The organism is Pseudoalteromonas sp. J2K-J979, from assembly GCF_058169715.2.
The window spans coordinates 389,876-410,794 of record NZ_CM200281.1; the positions used below are offsets into that span (position 1 = coordinate 389,876).

Consider the following 20,919-nt stretch of genomic DNA (forward strand, 5'->3'; position numbering starts at 1 on the left):
TCCTTTAAAAGTAACAGGTTACATAAACTCCAGATTATATTTTTAATCTGGTGAAATTACCCCTGCCTTTTTATCTACAAACTTATCCACAGTTTATTCTGATTCATTTGTGTTTAGGTTGTCGTTGTGACTCGTTTTCTGAAAGGCCTTATGGCATGCTTGCTAATCAGAATGCATTATTAAACTTTATTGATTATAGGATCCTTTAAAATGGCGCAGATCCAAGAAAACCCCCTTATTTTAGTTGATGGTTCTTCCTATTTATTTCGAGCTTTCCATGCGCCACCGCATTTAACAAATTCAAAAGGTGAGCCTACAGGTGCTATTTATGGTGTGGTGAACATGCTAAAAAGTTTGGTTAGGCAGTTTGATCCTAGCCATATGGTGGTGATCTTTGACGCAAAAGGTAAAACCTTTCGCAATGATATGTATGTTGATTATAAGGCAAACCGCCCGCCAATGCCGGATGATTTACGCTCACAAATCGCGCCTTTACATGACATTATTCGCGCCATGGGCTTTCCGCTGATCAGTATAGAAGGAGTTGAAGCGGATGATGTGATTGGAACTTTTGCGCGCATTGCAACAGAACAAAAACGTAATGTATTAATTTCAACAGGCGATAAAGACATGGCTCAACTGGTCAATGAGCATGTGACTTTGATTAATACCATGACGGATACTGTCCTTGATCCTGCTGGGGTGACGGATAAGTTTGGTGTGCCACCTGAGTTAATTATCGACTATTTAGCTTTGATGGGCGATAAAGTTGATAACATCCCAGGTGTCGATGGATGCGGACCGAAAACAGCCGTTAAGTGGCTGGATCAATTTGGATCATTGACAGGTGTACTTGAGAATGCCGACTCAGTGAAAGGGAAAATAGGTGAGAAACTACGTACCGCTTTAGCACATTTACCACTTAGTTACGAATTAGCCACCATTAAATTAGACGTTGAAGTGGAGGCAGATCTTGAGCAGTTAAAGATTCAAGATGCAAATAGTGATGAATTGATCAAACTTTATGGCGCGTGTGAATTCCGTCGCTGGCTCGCAGAACTTCTCGATGCCAACCCATCAGCTTCAGCACCTCAAGTCGTCATCGCCCCAGAATTAGAAAATCAAGAACCGGCTCAATCAGCAATCGAAACTGATTATGAAACGATCTTAACAATAGAGCAATTAGATACTTGGCTTGAGCGTTTAAATTCAGCTGACTTATTTGCCTTTGATACAGAAACAACCAGCTTAGATTATATGCAAGCAGAGATAGTGGGTATGAGCTTTGCTGTAAAAGCGGGCCAGGCGGCTTATTTGCCCATTGGCCATGATTATATGGGTGCGCCACAGCAACTGAGCCGTGATGAAGTTTTTAAAAAAATTGCACCTTTATTAGCTGATGAAACAAAAGCTAAAGTTGGGCAAAACTTAAAATATGATAAAAGTGTATTGGCACGTGCTGGCTTAGTGCTCAATGGGATTAAATATGACACGATGCTTGAATCATACGTGCTCAATAGTGTCGCTACTCGACATGATATGGACTCTTTAGCGCTTAAATATTTAGGTCATAAGAATATTAGTTTTGAAGAAATTGCTGGCAAAGGTAAAAATCAGCTGACATTTAATCAAATCGAGATGGAGAAAGCTGCGCCTTATGCTGCTGAAGATGCTGATATCACCTTACGTTTGCATCAAATGTTGTGGCCTAAACTCGAAGCGGATGCAAAGCTGAAATCTGTCTTTGAAGAAATTGAATTACCGCTAGTCAATGTGCTTTCTGATATTGAACGGACTGGTGTAGAAATCGATAGTGATATGTTGGCTAAGCAAAGCTTAGAGATAGGCGCTCGTCTTGAGCAACTTGAAAAAGAAGCGCATGAATTAGCTGAAGAGCCCTTTAACTTGAGCTCACCTAAGCAGCTCCAAGCTATCTTGTTTGAAAAACAAGGGCTGCCAGTGGTCAAAAAAACCCCTAAAGGGGTGCCCTCTACTGCAGAAGAAGTATTGCAGGAGCTCGCGCATGATTATCCATTGCCTAAGTTGATTATTGAGCATCGTGGTTTATCGAAATTGAAATCAACGTATACCGATAAGCTACCGTTGATGGTTAATGCAGATACCCAGCGAGTACATACTTCATATCATCAAGCAATCACAGCGACTGGCCGGTTAAGTTCAACCGATCCTAACCTACAAAATATTCCAATCAGAACGGAAGAAGGACGTAAAATTCGCCAAGCGTTTATCGCGGCCAAGGGGTTTAAAATTGTCGCGGCCGATTATAGTCAAATTGAACTTCGTATCATGGCGCATTTATCACAAGATAAAGGATTACTGAATGCCTTCTCAAGAGGCCTTGATGTGCATAGTGCGACTGCCGCAGAAGTATTTGCAGTACCTGTTGAGGAAGTCACAACAGATATGCGTCGTAAAGCGAAAGCCGTTAATTTTGGTTTAATTTATGGTATGTCTGCGTTTGGTTTAGCGCGTCAACTTGATGTGCCTCGCCATGAAGCACAGCATTATATCGATAAATATTTTGAACGTTTCCCTGGTGTACTCGACTACATGGAAGCAACGCGTGAAAAAGCGGCCGAGCTGGGATATGTTGAGACACACTTTGGTCGCCGCTTATATCTCCCTGAGATCAAAGCACGTAATGGAGCGCGTCGAAAAGCCGCCGAGAGAGCAGCAATTAATGCACCAATGCAGGGCACTGCTGCTGATATTATTAAAAAAGCAATGATTACAGTGAATGCTTGGGTCAATGAGCAGCCTGCGAATACGGTCAGGTTATTAATGCAAGTACACGATGAATTAGTGTTTGAGGTAAAACAAGAATGTGTTGAATCTTATACAAAGCAAATTTGTCAGCTGATGTCTGACGCTGCAAATTTGGATGTACCATTAATAGTGGAGTCTGATCAGGGTGATAACTGGGATCAAGCGCACTAATATTTTTTAAATGTTTGGCGTAATAATAAACAGCATGTTGCGCCGAACGTTAACGAAAATGATAGATTTGTAAGTAATTAGTAAGCATTGTGCAGGGATTGAGCGACTCGTTGCAATTGTTTACAAAGGCGCTTTATTTCTTTGGGGGGCTTTGTTAAAGTGCGCGCCGTCCTGCTTAGGTAGGCATCCTGTTGATGATGTATCTGCCTTTTTGGAGGTACAGCGTATTAATAGCTTCTCCCCAGAATTGCTATAACCGGCTTATTTTCATAAGCCGGTTTTTTTTGATCTATTGGGCTGTAATGTCAGGCTCATTATCTTCAGGCGCTTGATGAATAATCTCACCTAAATACCAATTATCGAGCTGTTTTCCTAATTCTGGTAAACCAATGCCATTTAATGATGAAAAAGCATGAACGCTGATCTCACCATCAAGCTCTTTTAACTCTCGGCGGATGCGCAGCACTTCACCTTTACGTTTACCTTGTTTAAATTTGTCTGCTTTGGTGAGTAGGACCAATACAGAGATTTTACTGTCGACAGCCCAGTTGATCAGGTCGCGATCGAGATCTTTTAATGGATGGCGGATATCCATTAAAATAACGAGTCCTTTCAGGCTTTTACGCTTTTCTAAATACTCCCCAAGTGAACGCTGCCACTTCTTTTTCATTTCAATCGGAACTTTTGCATAACCATAACCTGGTAAATCGATTAAGCGCATGTTGTCGCCTAAATCAAATGCATTGATTAATTGCGTGCGACCTGGAGTTTTACTGGTTTTGGCAATTTTTTTATCTGTCAGTGTGTTTAGTGAGCTGGACTTGCCGGCATTTGAACGTCCCGCAAAGGCAACTTCTATACCTGTGTCAGGTGGGAGCTTGCTGATATCGGGCGCGCTAGTAATAAACGTTGCAGCACTGTATTGTACACGTGATTTAAGCACAGTGACTCCTTAAGGTATGCTGGGAAAGAGGCAGGCAAGCTGCGAAATGTTAGATTTATCTGTCAATTGGCCATTTTATACTAATATCAATAAAATGTTGAGTAACTATCGAGTCAGATTAGCTTTCAGGTGTCAAAAAAAGGGCGAAACTTATTAATCTAGGTCAAAACCCTTATATTTTATAAGTTTTTACATGGCATAAGACGTGCCAGAGAAATTAATATCGTGTAGAATAAGATTCTAATGCTGGTAGATATACCTGCATTGCAGGTTAATAGGGTCGAAAACAGAGAATCCACCATGAAAAAAATAGCACTATCTTTAACTATGTTGTTTGGTGCATTGGCTGCAAACAACGCAACTGCATTTGATGGCGATGCAACTGCAGGTAAGGCAAAGTCTGCAACATGTGCAGCGTGTCATGGCGCCGATGGCAATGCGCCAATTAGTATGTATCCTAAAATTGCGGGTCAACATGCTGAGTATATCTACAAGCAATTAGACGAATTTAAAAAGGGTATGACCTCGGGCGGAAAAGAAGGTCGTATGGATCCTGTCATGAGCGGTATGGCAATGCCATTATCTGACCAAGATATGAAAGATTTAGCTGCTTATTTTAGTACGCTACCTATTCAAGAAGGTGAAACACCTAAAGATGTGGTAGAAGTAGGCACTAAATTGTATAAAGCAGGTGATGCTGAACGTGGTATTCCTTCTTGTGCATCATGTCACGGCCCACGAGGAAATGGCACTTCATTAGCCGGTTTCCCGAAGATCTCATCACAGCACCCTGAATACATCAAGCTACAACTTGAAAAATTCAGAAGTGGTACTCGTAATAATGACCTTAATGGTATGATGCGTGATATCGCGAAAAAACTGACTGACGAAGATATCGAAGTATTATCACAATACTTAAATGGCCTTCATTAAACTTAGGCGTCGTCTAAAAAAGCAGCATTAGCTGCTTTTTTTGTGTCTGATGCTTTGAGATATATCTCACAATGGTTGTAAGTTATTAGCTGGCTTTACGTGTGCGTAAAGTCTCTTTGTGAGCTTAAGGTTAGACTTAAGTCTATGTTATTCCGAAGGTTGAAAAAAACAGCTTAAAATTTTATTATTTATTTTATATAAACCAGTTGTAACAAAATTATTAACAAGTATATTAATCCCTGTCGCAGAGACAATAAAAACAACATGGATAGACGTAAATACGGAAGTTATAGCGATAAATTTGTGCAAGGGGAAAAGAACATAAGGCATTTGATTTTATGTTCACTAATGGAATGAGAAGAAAGCGTCAGGAAGACCGAAAATAATAAAACTCATGGAAGTTAAATAATAAAAACAATACGGATAGAAAAAAAATAATAAAAATATGACTGAAGACATAGATCGAACAGTCGAAGGGAGAGGTGTCCAGATCACTAGGCACTCGAATTAGCAGGCGGTAGAGCAATCTACCGCCTTTTTATTTGTTTTTTTGTTATACTCACGCCAACAAACTTTATCTTAGTGTTTATATGACTCTTAGTTGCACGTTATGTGACTCAACACAAGTAACGCATTTCTTCACCGATAAACATCGTGAATACGTTCAATGTCAACAATGTGCATTAGTTTTTGTACCCGCTCAATTTTATTTGACAGCTGAGCAAGAAAAAGCACTGTACGACAAACATGAAAACCATATTGAAGACCAAGGGTACCAGACTTTCTTGAGTCGGGTTATCGCACCATTACAAGCATCTATTAGCCCGCAAAGTGATGGCCTTGATTTTGGATGTGGCCCAGGCCCAGCGCTGGCGCATATGCTAATGGGCTTAGGTCATACTATGAGCGTGTATGATATTTTTTATGCCCCAGAGACTGATGTACTCACAGCACAATATGATTTTGTAACGTGCACAGAAGTTATTGAGCATTTTCACACACCATCAAAGGAGTGGAAAATGTTAACAGAGTTAGTCAAACCGAAAGGAACTTTGGCGGTTATGACTAAACTTGTAATAGATAAAGATAGATTTTCTAACTGGCATTATAAAAGCGACCTCACGCATGTTTCTTTTTTTAGCCAAACGACTTTTAAGTTTTTAGCGCAGCGAGATGGGTTAAGTGTCGAATTTTTTGGCAATGATGTGATCCTCTTTAAAAAGCCATAACTAAATTCTTAGCCTTGATGTAAAATGACTCCAATTATTGAATGGTTGATAGCAAATGAGCAGAAAAAAATCTCGTAAGGGTGGCAGCAACGGCCCTACACGATTAAGTAAAGATAAGTTAAAAGAGTTACGTGCGCTGAAAGAAAACCGTGTAAAGGCTCAAAAGGGTAATAAAGCGGGCACACGTAATGCGGTTGAAGCAAAGAAACCTCAACAGGATGATCAAAAAAACAAAGATCATCAAAAAGGTAAAGGTAGTAAAAAACCAATTAGCTTAGTGATTGAGCCAAAAGTGGTTGAGCATGAGCCTCAATTAAAACGTCACCTCAAACCTCAAGCCGAGCTTAAAAAAGCCGCGCCAATTGAACTGACACCAGAGCAAGAGCTTGAACAGCTAGAAAATGATCAGCGCTTACTTGACTTGATTGACCGCCATGAAAGTGGTGAGTTACTTGTGGGTAAAGATGCGAAGTACTTTAATACTAAGGTGGCTCGCCATCAAGCCTTGTGCCAGTTACTGGGTATTGATGACGAAGACGATGAAGACAGCGGTGATGACTTGCTCGAGCAATTTATGTCAAATAATCTCGCCAATGAGTGGTTAGATGAGGACGATGATAAATGAGTATAGGGTTAATCGTAAGCTTAGTGTTAGGTACGATTATTATTGCTGGCTTAGCATTTTATGCGGGTCGCTTGTTAATTCAAGTGAAAGCGCAAAATGCAAAAATTGCAGCCAAGCAAGCTCAGTATCAAGCCCAACAGGCCGAGAAAAATCTCAAACTGTCAGATAGCATTAATTTGATTGCTAAAGCAATGAAAGAAAAGCAATGTGAGTACTCTGAAGGCTGTTTAAGAATCTGGGTATTAATGTCGCAATATCAATTTGAACAGGATGTTGATCTTATTGCAGAATATCCGGGTGTGCATAAAATGTATGAGGTCGTAAAAGATATGCCGACTCATCAGGCCCGGAAAAAATATTCGAAGAAAGAGATTTTTCAGCAAGACTCTTTACGTTGGCGTAAAGAGGAGGAGCTTGCTCAAGAAATTATCAGTGATTTAACATTGATAATTGAGCGCTTTCCAGCTGATCCGGCTACAAAAACTGTGATGTCAGTATAAATTTATGATTTTAAAAAGGGCTGTACGTGTGCGTGCAGCCCTTTTTTTATTTAAATCACTTGAGAAAAGCGAGTTAGCTTGGCTTGACGTTGCAAATGAGCATCAAATGCCATGCAAATGATTCGAATAAACAATAAGCCTTTAGGTAATACGGTAATGCCGTTATCGGTAATGCTGAGCATGTTATCTTGCGCTAACGCACCCAGTGAGGTTAAGGCCTCTTGGAAGTAATGTTGGAAATTGATTTTATAACGGGCTTCAATCTCCGCAAAGTCTAACTGAAAATGGCAAATTAGTTGTCGAATCACAGCTGCGCGGATGCAATCATCCTCACTTAAAGTGAGCCCTTTAACGACTGGAATCGAACGTACGCTCACCGCTTGATAATACTCTTTGAGATCTTTTGGGTTTTGAAAAATGCTATTGCCGACTTGAGAAATTGACGACACACCTAAGCCAAGCAGATCGCACTCACCATGAGTGGTATAACCCTGAAAATTGCGATGAAGCTCACCTTTTTGTTGTGCAATTGCAAGGCTGTCGTCCTTTTTAGCAAAGTGATCCATGCCAATGAGCACATATCCCGCTTGTTCCATCTGCGTCAAAGTATTTTTAAACATCGCGAGTTTTTGAGATGCAGATGGTAAGTCCTGCTCACGAATTTTTCGTTGAGCGGCAAATCGGTCGGGTAAGTGGGCATAATTAAAAACCGAGACTCTATCAGGCGAGAGGGCGATTAACTTATCCATTGTTTCAGTAAAGCTCTCAGGCGTTTGTAATGGTAGCCCATAAATCATATCTGTATTGACGGATTTAAAACCTAATTGACGCGCTTCAACAACTAAATTAGCAACATTATCAGCACATTGCTCCCGATTCACAGCTTGTTGCACATCATCATTAAAATCTTGAATCCCAAACGATACACGGTTAAATCCTAACCCTCTTAAGGTTGGCAGCATGCCGTTGGCTAAAGAACGAGGATCAATTTCGATCCCTTTTTGCGCATCAGCCGTAAAGGTGAAGTGCTTATTGAGTGAATTAACCAAACGGGCCATTTGTTCGGTTGTTAAAAATGTGGGGGTCCCGCCGCCTAAATGCAGTTGGTCAACTTGGTAATGTTGATATAGCTTGGCTTGCGATGCCATTTCTTGCTCTAAAAAATCAAGATACAAGTCAGCTTTATGTTGATGGCGGGTGACGATTTTATTACAACCGCAGTAGTAACAAAGTTGATGGCAAAACGGGATATGAATATATAAAGAGAGAGTTTTATTGCTTGAGTGGCTGATCGCAGCCTTAACACTTTGTTCGCTGTAACCATCTTCAAACGACAGAGCCGTTGGGTAAGATGTGTAACGCGGACCAGATACATTATATTTTTTAATAAGGGAATCATCCCAATCTATAGAATTTTGCACGACCAATACTCTCTCAGATTTATAATTTTTCCCATTATAGTCAGCAAAAAAATACACTCATTGATCTGGCACAACTTTGCTTGGTTTAGGCTAGGCTTATAAAAAGTGATAAATTATTCAACCTTTAGTTGATAGGGCTTGTTCAGTAGTCAGGCTAATTTTAGCGTAGAGTGTACAATTTCTGACAAATTAATTAGTGCAAACTGAAAGCGTAAAATGTGTAATTGTGCTGTTAAAATACGTTTAAAGTTGGTTTATATTAATATTTTGACTTTAACGTGTTTTTTGTTTTTGCTGCTGGTACTTTGTGTTGTTTTGGTTATAAGTAATGTGTTTTATATGTTATTTAGTTTCTATGTCGTTGGTTTTATATTCATTATTGATTAAATTAATATGCACCTGATAACTGGTTTGATGAGTATTTTCGGTGAAAATGCTGTTAACGTCTGTAAAATTGTGGTCGAAATTAAATTGACCGAGATTTTTAGAGTTTGGCAGTATTTTACTTGAAATTCTGGTTAATAAAGGTATCGTTAATCTCAATAGCGAATTTTATCTCACTCTCACATTTAACTTCTTGCAGGAAAAAATCGCCCCATGTCAGACTTTAGACAACAAGCTTTAAATTATCACGCTGAGCCCGTTCCAGGTAAAATCAGTATCGAGTTAACTAAATCAGCTGAAACAGCTAAAGATCTTGCGTTAGCTTACAGTCCTGGAGTCGCTGAGCCTGTACGTGAAATTGCAGCTAACCCTGCCGATGCCTATAAATATACAGCCAAAGGAAATCTAGTCGCGGTTATCTCGAATGGAACCGCAATCTTAGGTTTGGGTAATTTAGGACCACTAGCTTCAAAACCAGTTATGGAAGGTAAAGCGCTCTTATTTAAACGCTTTGCTGGCATTGATTCGATTGATATCGAAGTAAAACACCGTACAACTGAAGATTTCATTAATACTGTTGAGAATATAGCAGACACGTTTGGCGGCATTAATTTAGAAGACATTAAAGCGCCAGAATGCTTTGAAATTGAAAAAGCATTAATTGAACGTTGTGACATTCCAGTATTTCATGATGATCAGCACGGGACTGCTATCGTAACAGCTGCAGGCATGCTTAATGCGTTAGAAGTACAGGGTAAAAGCCTGCATGATGCACAAATTGTTTGCTTAGGTGCGGGTGCAGCTGCAATTGCCTGTATGGAGCTACTGATTAAATGTGGAGCCCAGCGTGAGCACATTTATATGCTTGATCGTAAAGGAGTTATTCACACCCGTCGTGACGACTTAAACGAGTATAAAGAATTATTTGCCAATAATACTGATAAGCGCACCTTGCAAGATGTAATTGCACAAGCGGATGTGTTTGTTGGGGTATCAGGCCCTGATTTGATTACAGCAGACGATCTTAAGTTAATGGCTGACAATCCTGTTGTGTTTGCTTGCTCAAACCCTGATCCTGAAATTAATCCTGAGCTAGCACATTCTGCGCGTAATGACTTAATCATGGCGACAGGTCGTTCTGACTACCCAAATCAAGTAAACAACGTATTGTGTTTTCCGTTTATTTTCCGTGGGGCTTTAGATGTACGTGCTAAAACGATTAACGACGAAATGAAAATTGCCGCTGTTCATGCAATTCGTTCAATAGCGAAAGAGCCAGTGCCGCAGGAAGTGCTACAAGCTGCCGGAGTCGATGCACTTGAATTTGGTAAAGATTACATTATTCCAAAACCAATGGACCCTCGTTTGTTGCCTCGAGTTGCTCGTGCGGTTGCTGAAGCTGCAGTTGCGTCAGGTGTGGCACGTATCGCACTACCTGAAAACTATATGGAATAATAAATACAAATAGAAAGTGGCTATTTATCTTCTCTGTAATATTTTATTGCACTATTGCTTAAGTAATGGAGTTATTTGTTGATTGTAAATTCAGCATTGACACAATTCTAAAAGAGTTAAAAATGCTCAAAATTTAGGTTCTCGAACTAAGAGGGTGTGGAGCTTTTAATGTGCGTGAAGTAAATATAAAGTCAATTCACTAGAAAAAACAATGCCGCTCATCTAGGGTGAGCGGCGCTTATTTCGGCTTCTCTTGCATTTAAAAATACATGGCTTGAAATGTGGCTAATATTTGCTGATCTTTATTGAGCAAAGTTAGGTGTTCACCTTCGATTAAGTAACTGGTGGTTTCATTGAGAGAATGGAATACTTTTTGCTCCTGCTCCATCGAATCTATACACATTTTCATGGTGCTAGCTATTTGCTTAAATGTAATTAAAGAATCTCTTTGTTCAAACGAGCCTTGAAAATTATTACAGCCAGCGAAACCTCTAACTTGGTTGCCTTCTCTTAATTGTAAAAATAGTTCTTTGAAGTGTTCTTGATTGGTGACCGCTTCTTGACCAAGAGTCATTGCTTTCCAATAAGTATTTGTTAAGGCTACATTGGGTGTACGGCTATGAACTCTTTCTACTTCAATGCTGTAGGGTCCATTAACAACTTGATTAAATGGATCGTAGTGCTGTGTTGAAGTGTAGATGAGCTGCCCTTGATGAGTGATTTGAGCGCGTATATTGTAGCGCATGTTACTTTTTATTTTACTCTTTTGGTAAGGCAGTGAAACCACATACGGTGGCGCACTATCGAGTTGTATAACCTGAGTACTAAGCACTTTAGAGGCGACATCCATTTTTGAGACATCTTCTAGAGTTACGTGCAGCTCTGAGCCAGGGCGTAACATGCTTCTATCACGATACAATACACTGATTGTTAAAGTTTCATCAGTGGCTTGTTGGGGATCGGAATTGGCATGAGAAAGTTGGCAGCCAGTTAAAATGATTAAGGCTGTAAGCATGCTTGTGGTAAACATGATTGATTTCAAAAAAACGTTGTTCATCGTATCGCGATCCTTGTGGTTTAATGTGCCCTAACTTATAACACGCAGCTTAATCTAAGCTTAATATGATTAATAAATGAGAGCGACTCATTTTTAACCTATTAATTGTGTGCTCAGCAAAATTGAGTTGTTATGGTTTTAAGCGGTTAATAAAACGTGCCCAACTTAACTGAGGGGGTAATGAACGCACTTTTGACAGAATAGACGGTAAATTAGTCATTTGTGGTGTGATATCACCTTGAAATTCAGTAAAGCCGAGTAAATAGTTAAAGAGGTCTTTGTTACCAGCTTGAATCGCAGCGATACGAATTTGTTGTTCAAAGTTAAGTCTAAATGAGCTGATTGCGACTTTGCGACCATCGTGGTCAATATTAGGTATCAAGCATTTTTGTAAATAGCCTTGGCGTTCCCCTTCACCTGAAAACCAAATGCGTGCTTTTTCACTATAGCGACCACTTTTTGCTGGTAAATCATATAAAAGGCGCGAATTTTCATTTGGTAGAGTGGCAATAAACTCAAATAATCCAGCATGATAGAGCGCTGGGTGAATAGGGATAAGACGAGGTTGTAATTTTCCATTGGTATGAAAGTCGAAAAAAGTATGTTCGCCAATAGTCGTGATATCACGTTTAGTTAAGCATGCAATCTCATCACTAAACGCCCCAGTATAATAAGCAATAACAGGAAGCCAAAAATGCCAGTTTTTGGGCTGCTCTTTCGCGACTTTAAAATCTGAATAAATATAGCCATTGAACAGTGCATGCAGTTCCATGGCTGTGAATGGTCGTCGACCTAAATGAGTTTTCAAACAAAATGCCACAACATCAATTGATTACTTATCATTTTAAACCCAAATTGGTGGTATACCCTACTAAAAATATTTATCTTTTAGCCAACCATATTGGTAATAGGCTGCTTGACCGACTCGGCGAAAAGCAGCAAAGGGAAATGCTGGTAAAGGCGTTTGATAAAGAGGTAATGCAGGTACGGGTTGTTTCGCTATCATTTGTGCTAAACGGAAGCCTGCCTGAGCACTAAACGCCACTCCAGAACCGCAATAACCTAAACTGTACCCTAATCCTTTATCTACAATTACATGGGGCATATCATCAAGCGCAGCAGCAATCCAGCCACTCCAAAAATAGTCAATGTGTATATCGGATAATTGTGGAAAACAAGCAGTGAGTGCTGCCATTAAATTATTTTTATAGCGCTGTTTATCTTGATCTTGTCCTCGAACCGCGCCTCGGCCACCAAACAAAATGCGGTTATCTGGAAGTAAGCGATAATAGTATTTTAAAGTGCGAGTATCCATTGTGACTTGATGGGTTTTGATGCCTGTCAGTGCTAGCTCTTCTGCTGTTAGTGGGCGTGTCACCATAATATTGCTTAAGATCGGTAAGTATTTTTTGGCGATAGCAGGGTGCGTGTGTTTATTATTGTAGGCATTGGCTGCGCAGATCACCTGTTTGGCCTGTATTGAACCTGATGGCGTATCGAGGTGATGAAGCTTGTCTTGTCGCCAATTGACAACAGGTGTCTGTTCGTAAATGCTGACAGCCGCTTGCTTGACCATATCAGCATAACCGTGAACTAATTTTAACGGATTGAGGCCAAATCCATCATCTAAGCGTAATGCGCCATAAGCTTGATGATTGATCATATACTGGTTCTTTAAAGTTTCAGGAGATAAAAATTCTGCGTTCCCTCCTAAATTCTCACTGATAAATTGACTTTGATTTTGCAGTGAAGCCAGGGCTTTTGCATTATGCGCTATTTTTAAATACCCATATTCCTGTTTATCACACTGAATATGGTGTTCGTCAATCAGAGACTCGACTCGGTGAACGGCTTGGCTGAATTCGTCGTATATACCTTGAGTGATAGGGAGGCCCCATTTATCAGCCATTTGTTGATAACTTAAACGACCAGAACCTTTAAGTACAAATCCGGCGTTGCGTCCACTTGCTCCAAATCCAATTTGATTGGCTTCCAGTACGCAGCAATCAATATTAAACATTGTCGACAAATAATAAGCCGTGGTTAAGCCTGTAAAACCACCACCTATAATAGCCACATCGACTTGTTTATGTTGGGTTAATGGGGCTTTGGCAATTGGGTAAGGGTGAGTGCTTGCCCAGTAACTGGATGCAAGTGGCGCGTTGTAACACATGGTTGAAATCAGGGGATCATAGTGCATAAATTAAAACTCTAAAAACATTTCAACAGCATCGCAATGACACTCTGAGCCACATAAAGTACACAAGTACCCAAAATCAAAGCAGTCTTGTAACCAGCGATTTGGGTGTACTTTGATTGTTTGACCACCCGCTTTACTAAAGTATTTAAAAGCAGCATTACCCGGGCTTTGTTGCCATATATGGCAAACACCACCTGTTGCACCTTGTTGTTTGAGTGCATTTATAGAAATACGAAGTAGTTGACCGCCTAAGCCATTGCCTCGAGCTGATTCAATTAAGGTACTTGACTTGAAATAGCCGACTTTTTGTCTTTGGGTTGGCCAAAGCTCGGTGCTGCACCATTCATCCATAGGCCATTGCTCGGGTGCATAAGTAAGGCGAAAGCCAATAACCCGTTGGTTTTTGATCGCTACAAAACTGGCATTGATACCTTGCTTGATTGAGTAGAGGTAAATTTTTTCAAGACTCGGGAGGTCTAGGTAGTTGTCACCATGGACTAGATTACCTATTTCAATAACTTGTTCGAAGTGTTGAGGTGAGAGTTCTGTGATTGTGATATTCATGGTTACCTTAGCTGAGAGAGCTTGAACGGCTAACTAACAGCTAGGTAACTTAACGTGTTTGTGCTTAGCTATCAAGCAAAGCTTTGGCCACATCGATGGCTGTAAGTTCTAAGCAGGCTTCTTCTTCAGACCACTGAATTCCGACAAATGTGTTATCTTGGCTTAAATCCTCGACCCAATACTCTAAGTATTCTTCTTTACTAATTGAAACAGGGCTGTAATCGGCCCACTCATCACAGCAGTGTTGTTTGGCTGTTTCTTTGTTGCTCCAAAGTAAAAGTACATCGACATCTTCGAATTGTTCTGAGTCACAGACAACGTAACCGCCATCAGGAGCTGTTAATGCCCAAATGACTTCATTTTGATTAACTTCTTGCGTAAAAATAGCGAGTTGTGAGGTTTGCTCTGTCATGGTTTGATGCTCAATGTTTTGAATTTGTATCATTAGTTAATATGGACGCTGCTAATAGCTGTATTCACTATTTAACTATAGATGTGAATTAATGCCGTGGATCGTTATTTATCACATGTGCGTGAGTTTGGTAACGTTGCCAAAAGTTGCTGAGATGCTCAAATTGAGTCAAATCAAATAGTTTACGAAAGCAGATCCAATCGAGGAGGCAATATAAACTGATTGCTGGATAATCAAAAGTGTTAAATTGATTATTTGCTACTTGCGCTTCTAAGACTGCAAGTGTCTCTGTTGTACGTTCATGCTGAAGATTAAAAAACAAGCGGTCGTCTTGAATATTCAACCCTGAACGTTGGCATAACAGGAGCTCGACGAAAGAATCGTTGCAGCTATTAATTAGGGACAGTTGATTATGCTGCTCCCAAGTCAATGATGATAATCTGTATTTAACAGCTAGATACTGTTGAATAACGCCTGAATCAAAGATGATTTGATCTCCATCTTCAAGCATGGGAATTTTTCGAGTTGGGTTGAGTGTGATGAGAGTCTTGCGATCTTGTTCATTAAAAATGTCTAAAAAGATACATTGAAACTCGATACTATTTTCAAGGCAATAAATTTGAATTCGACGTGCATAAGGTGAAGTGCTTGAACCGTATAATTTCATAGTGAAAAATACTTTTAGTTAGCGGTCAGCCAAATAAATGGCTGACGCAATAAATGGGGTTACTCGCTACGACTAGTTACTTCTAACAGGTGATAGCCGAATTGAGTCTGGACAGGGCCCTGAATTGTATTTACAGGAGCAGAAAAAACAACGGTGTCGAATTCTGGCACCATCATACCTGGTCCGAACTCTCCGAGTTGACCGCCATCTTGGCCTGAAGGACAGTTTGAATATTCTTTAGCAATTTGCGCAAAGTCAGCACCGGATTCGATTTGTTTTTTTAATTCGTTACATTGTTCTTCGCTGTCGACTAGGATGTGACGTGCACTTGCAAGAGTCATGGTTTATTCCTTTTCATTAGAGGTAAGTAGCAAGTTTAAATCAAAATCTAAAAGATGCTAAATTTTATTAACTTACCTTCTTCCTTCTTTTATTTTATTAGCTATTAGTCGTTAAGTGCTGCACAAATAATCGAGCCTGAGCTGCATTACTGAAGTTCTTTTCTACATGACCTGATTGGTCTTCATAGATTACTTTGCATTTGTTAATTGAAACAAAGCTAATAGGATGATGTATAGCTATATGTTGGTTTTGGTCCATTTGCATCTTAATCTCCTCGATTTTCTTATAAAATAATGGCCTCTCTTTAAAGTTTTATGACAAACAACATAAAAGTGACCATTAACTTATAGCTACTTTAGAGTGATTGTTCAATAACTTTAATGAGCTCTGCATCATCAGGCGTTGTTTTGCTGTTAAATTTTGTGATTGTTTGCCTGTCTTTGCTGACTATGTATTTATAAAAATTCCATTTAGGAGAGCTAGTTTGATCGCCTAAATGTTTAAATAATGAATGTGCGTTTTTGCCCCTAACCGAAATTGGGGAAAACATATTAAAAGTCACCCCGTAATTGATAAAACAGACTTTGGCCGTGTCTTTTTCATCGTCTTCTTCTTGGAAAAAATCATCGGATGGAAAACCCAATACTATGAGACCTTGATCTTTGTATTTTTGATGGATTTTTTCTAGCCCTTCAAATTGTGGTGTGAACCCGCAATTACTTGCGGTATTGACTATTAAGAGTGGCTTATCTTTGAATTGGCATAAGTCGATGGTTTTATCTGAACGAAGTTTACGCATTTCAACATTGGTAAAATCGTTACACTGTTCAGCCAAAGCTGTCCCAGAAAAAAGCATTAAAGGAATAAGTAATTTTTTTAACACGTCAAATCCTTACTGTTTAAGTTCTAGTAGTTTACGAGCTAGATGTGAGTTTCGATCAATTTAATTTGATATCAGCATGCGCGGCTTGTTCCAGTGTATCGACACTGCTAAATTAGGCAAGCGTATTATTTCTTAAAACTTTGCCGAGACTTTGTATGATAAGAGTTGCTGAACCTAATGATTTATATCCAATAGTTGATATTTATAATCAAACCATTGCCAGTCGTTTAGTGACGGCGGATCTTGAAGTTGTGAACTATGAAGATAAAAAACAGTGGTTCGAATCTCACAATGTACACCGTCCTATTTTTGTTTTTTGTCATGAAGAGCAAGTCATTGGCTGGCTGAGTTTTAAGTCTTTTTATGGGCGGCCAGCATATAATGGCACCGTAGAAATTAGTATTTATGTGTCGGAATCAGCCCGAGGGCAGGGTGTTGGGCGTCAGCTCCTTTTATTTGCAGAGCAGCACAGTGAACACATCAGTATTAATGTATTGCTCGCGTTTATTTTTAGTCATAATCACCCGAGTATTTCTTTGTTTACACGCCATGGGTTTAATCAATGGGGACTGCTGCCTAATGTTGCGAACATGGCTGGACAGGCATGTAGCTTAACCATTTTAGGCAAACACTTAGGCGAGAAAGGTTAACCTACAGAGTCGTTGGTTTTATTTCGCCCAGAGCAATAATCTTCAACTATGCTTTTAGAAGTGATTTTTTAGCAACTATCAGTCATTTGAATTAAACAAGAAGGTTTTGTTATGCGAGAAATAGCGCTCAGTAAAAAGTTGTTATGGTTGAGTACATTCGCTGTGTTATTAACTGTGGTGATACTTGTGGGTGTGTTACTGGTTCAGTTGCAAGCAACAAACAAAGAATTATCCGTTCAAGCTCAAGAAGTTATTCTTCAAGAAATCGAAGTCAAATTACATGCAAAAGCTGGACAAGAGGCCGCTCATATCCAGGGATTCATCAATGAGGCTTATCGTATCCCATACACGGTGGCTGCCGAACTGAGTGCCACCGCCGAAACTCAGCCATTATCTAGAGAAATGGTGCAGCTTATCGACCGATCTGTGCTTGCTCAGAATGATAATATTTCTTCCATTTACTCTCAATTTGAGGCGAATGGCTATGATGAACGCGATCAAGAATACGCTGGAGGAAAACGCCACTCGGTTCCAACGTCAGGCACCCTAGAAGTTTATTTCACACGTGATCAAAGCGGTAATATCACTCAACATGCAGTTGAAGATGCCGCTGAAAAATACCTAGATAAACTTAATGAGTTCGGAAAACGAGAAGCTGAATGGTATTTGTGTGCTAAAGACACCAAGCGTCCCTGTATCATGGAGCCCTATTTATACGAAATTACCCCGGGGCATTCAGAAATGATGACCTCTTTAACAGTGCCTATTTTAAAGAGGGGAGCTTTCATAGGGGTTATGGGGGTCGATCTGAATTTACCCGTATTGCAAGAAATTACAAAAAAATTATCAAAAGAGTTATACAACGGCCAAGCACGTGTCACCTTGTTAAGTGAGTTAGATTTGATAGCTGGAAGTAGTCATTATGATGAAAAATTGGGCCGGCCACTTAAAGAAGCGATAAATACAGAGCAATTCTCTTTGTATGAGAGGTTAAAGCAAACCAATACATTGCTTTCTACATCAGCTGATTATCTTGTATCTGCAGAAGTGCATATTGCGCTACCTGGGGTGAAATGGCAGCTATTGATCGAAGTACCCAAAGATTTGGTGCTAGCTGGTTCGAATGAATTAAAGCAAACTTTAGATGATAATACTGCCTCGTTAGGCCAGACTATATTTTTAGTTGGAATCGCGGTGGCTTTGTTTGCAACAATTATTATGAGTGGATTGATAAAAACCATCATTGCCCCGTTAACGTTAATTCAAACGCGAGTCGATAACTTGGCAAGTGCAGAGGGAGATCTGACTCAGACCATAGTGGTTGCAGATCATGCAGAATTGATTGCGCTTGCTGGTGGTTTTAATCGCTTTATTTTGAAGTTAAAAGAATTAATTACCCATTTAAAAAATATTGCAGAACAAAGTAATTTACAGTCACAAAACTCTGCTTCATTAGCACAAGAATCAGAGCGTTATATTGCTGAGCAGTTCAAAGAAATTGAAAGTGTCGTGACTGCGATGACACAAATGAGTTCAACCGCTCAAGAAGTCGCGAATGCTTCGGAGTTTGCTGCTGGACAAACTAATGAGATCACCAGTGATGTCTTAAATTGTGAGAAAAACTTATCATCAGCGGTTGAGCAGGTAGAAGTCATGTCACAAGAGATATCTGATGCAAATCAAGCTGTTGAAAAGGTGTCAGCTCGCAGTAGCGATATTAATCAGATACTTGAAGTTATTCGTTCTATCGCTGAACAAACAAATTTACTGGCTCTGAATGCTGCAATTGAAGCCGCACGAGCTGGAGAGCAAGGGCGAGGATTTGCCGTTGTCGCGGATGAAGTGAGGGCGCTTGCTTCAAAAACGCGTGCATCGACGGATGATATAAGTCGTTTAATAGAATCGCTACAGGTTGAAGTGGCCAGTGCATCCACGATTATAGAAAAAGGAGTCAGTAGAGCTGGTAATGCCGTGCAACAAACCGGTCATGCATTTGAAACTTTGCACGATGTCGTTGAGAAAGTGCAGGCAGTGAGCGATCAAGTGACGCAAATAGCCACTGCAGCGGAAGAACAAAGTGCGGTGACAGAAGAGATCAATCGCAATTTAACCCGAATTTCGGATGCTGCAGCCCATTTAGCTGATTTATCGACTCAAGCAGGTAAAGGCAGTGCAGAATTAGCTGGCTTAGTAAACGAGCAGAGCACTCAATTAGCTCGACTTAAGACATAAGTTAATTGCTGGATATAAAAATAGAGGCAAAAGCCTCTATTTTTATATCCAGCAATTAACATCGAAGCAAACGGTTAGAAAAGCAATCAATAAGTACAGTGTTAAGTCACGCAAGGACTCACTGTTAAAAATAATAATGAAGGAGCCAACAATGAAAAAATATATCCCGCTGCTGTTTAGCGCATTCACAGTAATCGTGAGCCCTGATGCATTATCGAGCGCTTTTATTATTGAAGCAAAAGCGATGTTTGATGCGCACAACGGCACGTTAATCACCAACCCAGCAGTTGTCATTGAAAATAATCAGATAGTCGAAATTAGCTCACACGGTAAAATACAATACAATCAACCTGCTGAGAAAATTAGCTTGCTTGAACATACATTAATACCTGGGCTTTTTGATATGCATGTTCATTTAACCAGTGATGCACATATTCATGGGTATAAGCGTTTGCAAGTGACATCAACACGGGCGGCAATTACAGGGGTGCGCAATGCGCAGCGAACTATTAATGCGGGATTCACCTCTGTTAGAAACTTAGGTGCACCAGGATACGCAGATATTGCCCTTAGAGATGCGATAAACGCAGGTGATGTGGTCGGTCCGAGAGTATTTGCCGCGGGCCCTTCATTAGGTATAACTGGAGGGCATTGTGATAATAACTTATTGCCTCATGAAATTGCGGTCACAGCGGCGGGAGTGGCTGATGGACCGTGGGCTGTAAGAGCGAAAGTGCGTGAAAATATTAAGTTTGGCTCTGATGTTATTAAGTTTTGTGCAACAGGTGGAGTGTTATCAAAAGGGACGCAAGTGGGGGCACAGCAATATACACAAGAAGAAATGGATGCGTTGGTGGCTGAGGCGCATTTACGTGGATTAACGGTGGCGGCACATGCACATGGAACCAATGGGATAAAGGCGGCTATTCGTGCTGGCGTTGATTCAATTGAGCATGCGAGCTTTTTAGATGGTGAAGCGATTCGTTTAGCCAAAAAGCATGGCACGTACTTATCTATGGATATTTACAATACTGAATACATACTTTCTGAGGGTGAAAAAGCGGGAATCCTAGAAGAAAGCTTAAATAAGGAACGAGTTGTAGGAGCAAAACAACGTAATAGTTTTCAGCAAGCTGTCAATGCAAATTTAAATATGGTATTTGGTTCGGATGCTGGTGTGTATCCTCATGGGGAGAATGGAAAGCAGTTTTCTCGAATGGTAAAGTTCGGTATGAGTCCCTCACAAGCGTTACAAGCTGCGACAATTAATGCGGCGACATTATTGAGGCAACAGCAATCGCTTGGGTCGATAGAGGTCGGAAAGCTGGCTGATATTATTGCTGTGAAAGGTGATCCAATTGCAGATATTACTGTTATGGAAGAAGTTAGCTTTGTCTTAAAAGGTGGGCAAATAATCAAGCGTTAGATGGTTCGATAGATAGATAAGTAAAATAGGCAGCTCAC

Annotated in this window: 20 protein-coding genes; 9 read left to right on the plus strand and 11 right to left on the minus strand. The window is 40.1% G+C overall.

Annotated features, from left to right (window positions below):
- The first annotated feature begins 210 nt into the window (after window positions 1-210).
- A complete protein-coding gene (gene polA, locus AC3KVK_RS01840) occupies window positions 211-2,958 on the plus strand; it encodes a DNA polymerase I (protein WP_490311130.1) in 2,748 nt (915 codons plus the stop codon).
- A 289-nt stretch (window positions 2,959-3,247) separates the two neighbouring features.
- Here polA and yihA read toward each other — a convergent pair whose 3' ends face one another.
- Window positions 3,248-3,901, minus strand: coding sequence for a ribosome biogenesis GTP-binding protein YihA/YsxC (gene yihA, locus AC3KVK_RS01845; RefSeq protein WP_490311129.1), 654 nt, complete (start codon window positions 3,899-3,901; stop codon window positions 3,248-3,250).
- A 300-nt stretch (window positions 3,902-4,201) separates the two neighbouring features.
- On the opposite strand from yihA, the gene AC3KVK_RS01850 reads away from it, so the two are divergent.
- From AC3KVK_RS01850 to AC3KVK_RS01865, 4 genes are all read left to right on the plus strand, one after another.
- On the plus strand, window positions 4,202-4,834 hold the full coding sequence (locus tag AC3KVK_RS01850) for a c-type cytochrome (protein WP_490311128.1): 633 nt from the start codon (window positions 4,202-4,204) through the stop codon (window positions 4,832-4,834).
- Window positions 4,835-5,424: 590 nt separating this feature from the next.
- A complete protein-coding gene (locus AC3KVK_RS01855; RefSeq protein WP_490311127.1) occupies window positions 5,425-6,063 on the plus strand; it encodes a class I SAM-dependent methyltransferase in 639 nt (212 codons plus the stop codon).
- A 55-nt stretch (window positions 6,064-6,118) separates the two neighbouring features.
- Window positions 6,119-6,688, plus strand: coding sequence for a Der GTPase-activating protein YihI (gene yihI, locus AC3KVK_RS01860; RefSeq protein ID WP_490311126.1), 570 nt, complete (start codon window positions 6,119-6,121; stop codon window positions 6,686-6,688).
- Entirely contained in the window at window positions 6,685-7,188 is a 504-nt protein-coding gene (locus AC3KVK_RS01865) for a DUF2489 domain-containing protein (protein ID WP_490311125.1), read from the plus strand. The genes yihI and AC3KVK_RS01865 overlap by 4 nt, the downstream gene beginning before the upstream one ends.
- A gap of 50 nt (window positions 7,189-7,238) precedes the next feature.
- On the opposite strand, the gene hemN is transcribed toward AC3KVK_RS01865, so the two are convergent.
- A complete protein-coding gene (hemN, locus tag AC3KVK_RS01870; protein WP_490311124.1) occupies window positions 7,239-8,609 on the minus strand; it encodes an oxygen-independent coproporphyrinogen III oxidase in 1,371 nt (456 codons plus the stop codon).
- Window positions 8,610-9,206: 597 nt separating this feature from the next.
- Between hemN and AC3KVK_RS01875 the strand changes: the two genes are divergently transcribed.
- On the plus strand, window positions 9,207-10,448 hold the full coding sequence (locus AC3KVK_RS01875; RefSeq protein ID WP_490311123.1) for a malic enzyme-like NAD(P)-binding protein: 1,242 nt from the start codon (window positions 9,207-9,209) through the stop codon (window positions 10,446-10,448).
- Window positions 10,449-10,707: 259 nt separating this feature from the next.
- Here AC3KVK_RS01875 and AC3KVK_RS01880 read toward each other — a convergent pair whose 3' ends face one another.
- From AC3KVK_RS01880 to AC3KVK_RS01920, 9 genes are all read right to left on the minus strand, one after another.
- Window positions 10,708-11,505 carry an META domain-containing protein gene (locus AC3KVK_RS01880; RefSeq protein ID WP_490311122.1) on the minus strand — a complete coding sequence of 266 codons (798 nt, stop codon included), beginning with the start codon at window positions 11,503-11,505 and terminating at the stop codon, window positions 10,708-10,710.
- A gap of 130 nt (window positions 11,506-11,635) precedes the next feature.
- The gene (locus AC3KVK_RS01885) at window positions 11,636-12,313 is read right to left on the minus strand and encodes a site-specific integrase (protein ID WP_490311121.1); all 678 of its coding nucleotides are present in this window, start codon (window positions 12,311-12,313) and stop codon (window positions 11,636-11,638) included.
- Between the two features lie 63 nt (window positions 12,314-12,376).
- A complete protein-coding gene (locus AC3KVK_RS01890; protein WP_490311120.1) occupies window positions 12,377-13,705 on the minus strand; it encodes an NAD(P)/FAD-dependent oxidoreductase in 1,329 nt (442 codons plus the stop codon).
- A gap of 3 nt (window positions 13,706-13,708) precedes the next feature.
- Complete coding sequence (locus AC3KVK_RS01895; RefSeq protein WP_490311119.1) at window positions 13,709-14,269, minus strand: GNAT family N-acetyltransferase; 561 nt, start codon at window positions 14,267-14,269, stop codon at window positions 13,709-13,711.
- Between the two features lie 64 nt (window positions 14,270-14,333).
- On the minus strand, window positions 14,334-14,681 hold the full coding sequence (locus tag AC3KVK_RS01900) for a DUF2750 domain-containing protein (RefSeq protein ID WP_086744108.1): 348 nt from the start codon (window positions 14,679-14,681) through the stop codon (window positions 14,334-14,336).
- Window positions 14,682-14,769: 88 nt separating this feature from the next.
- Window positions 14,770-15,348, minus strand: coding sequence for a glutathione S-transferase family protein (locus AC3KVK_RS01905; RefSeq protein ID WP_490311118.1), 579 nt, complete (start codon window positions 15,346-15,348; stop codon window positions 14,770-14,772).
- 59 nt (window positions 15,349-15,407) lie between these two features.
- Window positions 15,408-15,689: a peptidylprolyl isomerase gene (locus tag AC3KVK_RS01910; RefSeq protein ID WP_490311117.1), complete on the minus strand. Its 282-nt coding sequence runs from the start codon at window positions 15,687-15,689 to the stop codon at window positions 15,408-15,410.
- Between the two features lie 97 nt (window positions 15,690-15,786).
- Window positions 15,787-15,954, minus strand: a complete 168-nt coding sequence (locus AC3KVK_RS01915) for a hypothetical protein (protein ID WP_490311116.1) — start codon at window positions 15,952-15,954, stop codon at window positions 15,787-15,789.
- Between the two features lie 91 nt (window positions 15,955-16,045).
- Window positions 16,046-16,573, minus strand: a complete 528-nt coding sequence (locus tag AC3KVK_RS01920; RefSeq protein ID WP_490311115.1) for a glutathione peroxidase — start codon at window positions 16,571-16,573, stop codon at window positions 16,046-16,048.
- Between the two features lie 155 nt (window positions 16,574-16,728).
- Here AC3KVK_RS01920 and AC3KVK_RS01925 point away from each other — a divergent pair, with 155 nt between their 5' ends.
- The 3 genes from AC3KVK_RS01925 (at window position 16,729) to AC3KVK_RS01935 (ending at window position 20,881) form a co-directional block, all read left to right on the plus strand.
- Window positions 16,729-17,223, plus strand: a complete 495-nt coding sequence (locus tag AC3KVK_RS01925; RefSeq protein ID WP_490311114.1) for a GNAT family N-acetyltransferase — start codon at window positions 16,729-16,731, stop codon at window positions 17,221-17,223.
- Between the two features lie 111 nt (window positions 17,224-17,334).
- The gene (locus AC3KVK_RS01930; RefSeq protein ID WP_490311113.1) at window positions 17,335-19,455 is read left to right on the plus strand and encodes a methyl-accepting chemotaxis protein; all 2,121 of its coding nucleotides are present in this window, start codon (window positions 17,335-17,337) and stop codon (window positions 19,453-19,455) included.
- 151 nt (window positions 19,456-19,606) lie between these two features.
- Window positions 19,607-20,881 carry a Xaa-Pro dipeptidase gene (locus AC3KVK_RS01935; RefSeq protein ID WP_490311112.1) on the plus strand — a complete coding sequence of 425 codons (1,275 nt, stop codon included), beginning with the start codon at window positions 19,607-19,609 and terminating at the stop codon, window positions 20,879-20,881.
- The last annotated feature ends 38 nt before the right edge of the window (window positions 20,882-20,919 follow it).

Excerpts from the sequence above, each read along its gene's own strand:
- polA (WP_490311130.1), top strand. The coding sequence starts at position 211 with ATGGCGCAGATCCAAGAAAACCCCCTTATTTTAGTTGATGGTTCTTCC.
- AC3KVK_RS01850 (WP_490311128.1), top strand. The coding sequence starts at position 4,202 with ATGAAAAAAATAGCACTATCTTTAACTATGTTGTTTGGTGCATTGGCT.
- AC3KVK_RS01855 (WP_490311127.1), top strand. The coding sequence starts at position 5,425 with ATGACTCTTAGTTGCACGTTATGTGACTCAACACAAGTAACGCATTTC.
- yihI (WP_490311126.1), top strand. The coding sequence starts at position 6,119 with ATGAGCAGAAAAAAATCTCGTAAGGGTGGCAGCAACGGCCCTACACGA.
- AC3KVK_RS01865 (WP_490311125.1), top strand. The coding sequence starts at position 6,685 with ATGAGTATAGGGTTAATCGTAAGCTTAGTGTTAGGTACGATTATTATT.
- AC3KVK_RS01875 (WP_490311123.1), top strand. The coding sequence starts at position 9,207 with ATGTCAGACTTTAGACAACAAGCTTTAAATTATCACGCTGAGCCCGTT.
- AC3KVK_RS01880 (WP_490311122.1), bottom strand. The coding sequence starts at position 11,505 with ATGAACAACGTTTTTTTGAAATCAATCATGTTTACCACAAGCATGCTT.
- AC3KVK_RS01890 (WP_490311120.1), bottom strand. The coding sequence starts at position 13,705 with ATGCACTATGATCCCCTGATTTCAACCATGTGTTACAACGCGCCACTT.
- AC3KVK_RS01895 (WP_490311119.1), bottom strand. The coding sequence starts at position 14,269 with ATGAATATCACAATCACAGAACTCTCACCTCAACACTTCGAACAAGTT.
- AC3KVK_RS01900 (WP_086744108.1), bottom strand. The coding sequence starts at position 14,681 with ATGACAGAGCAAACCTCACAACTCGCTATTTTTACGCAAGAAGTTAAT.
- AC3KVK_RS01905 (WP_490311118.1), bottom strand. The coding sequence starts at position 15,348 with ATGAAATTATACGGTTCAAGCACTTCACCTTATGCACGTCGAATTCAA.
- AC3KVK_RS01910 (WP_490311117.1), bottom strand. The coding sequence starts at position 15,689 with ATGACTCTTGCAAGTGCACGTCACATCCTAGTCGACAGCGAAGAACAA.
- AC3KVK_RS01915 (WP_490311116.1), bottom strand. The coding sequence starts at position 15,954 with ATGCAAATGGACCAAAACCAACATATAGCTATACATCATCCTATTAGC.
- AC3KVK_RS01925 (WP_490311114.1), top strand. The coding sequence starts at position 16,729 with ATGATAAGAGTTGCTGAACCTAATGATTTATATCCAATAGTTGATATT.
- AC3KVK_RS01930 (WP_490311113.1), top strand. The coding sequence starts at position 17,335 with ATGCGAGAAATAGCGCTCAGTAAAAAGTTGTTATGGTTGAGTACATTC.
- AC3KVK_RS01935 (WP_490311112.1), top strand. The coding sequence starts at position 19,607 with ATGAAAAAATATATCCCGCTGCTGTTTAGCGCATTCACAGTAATCGTG.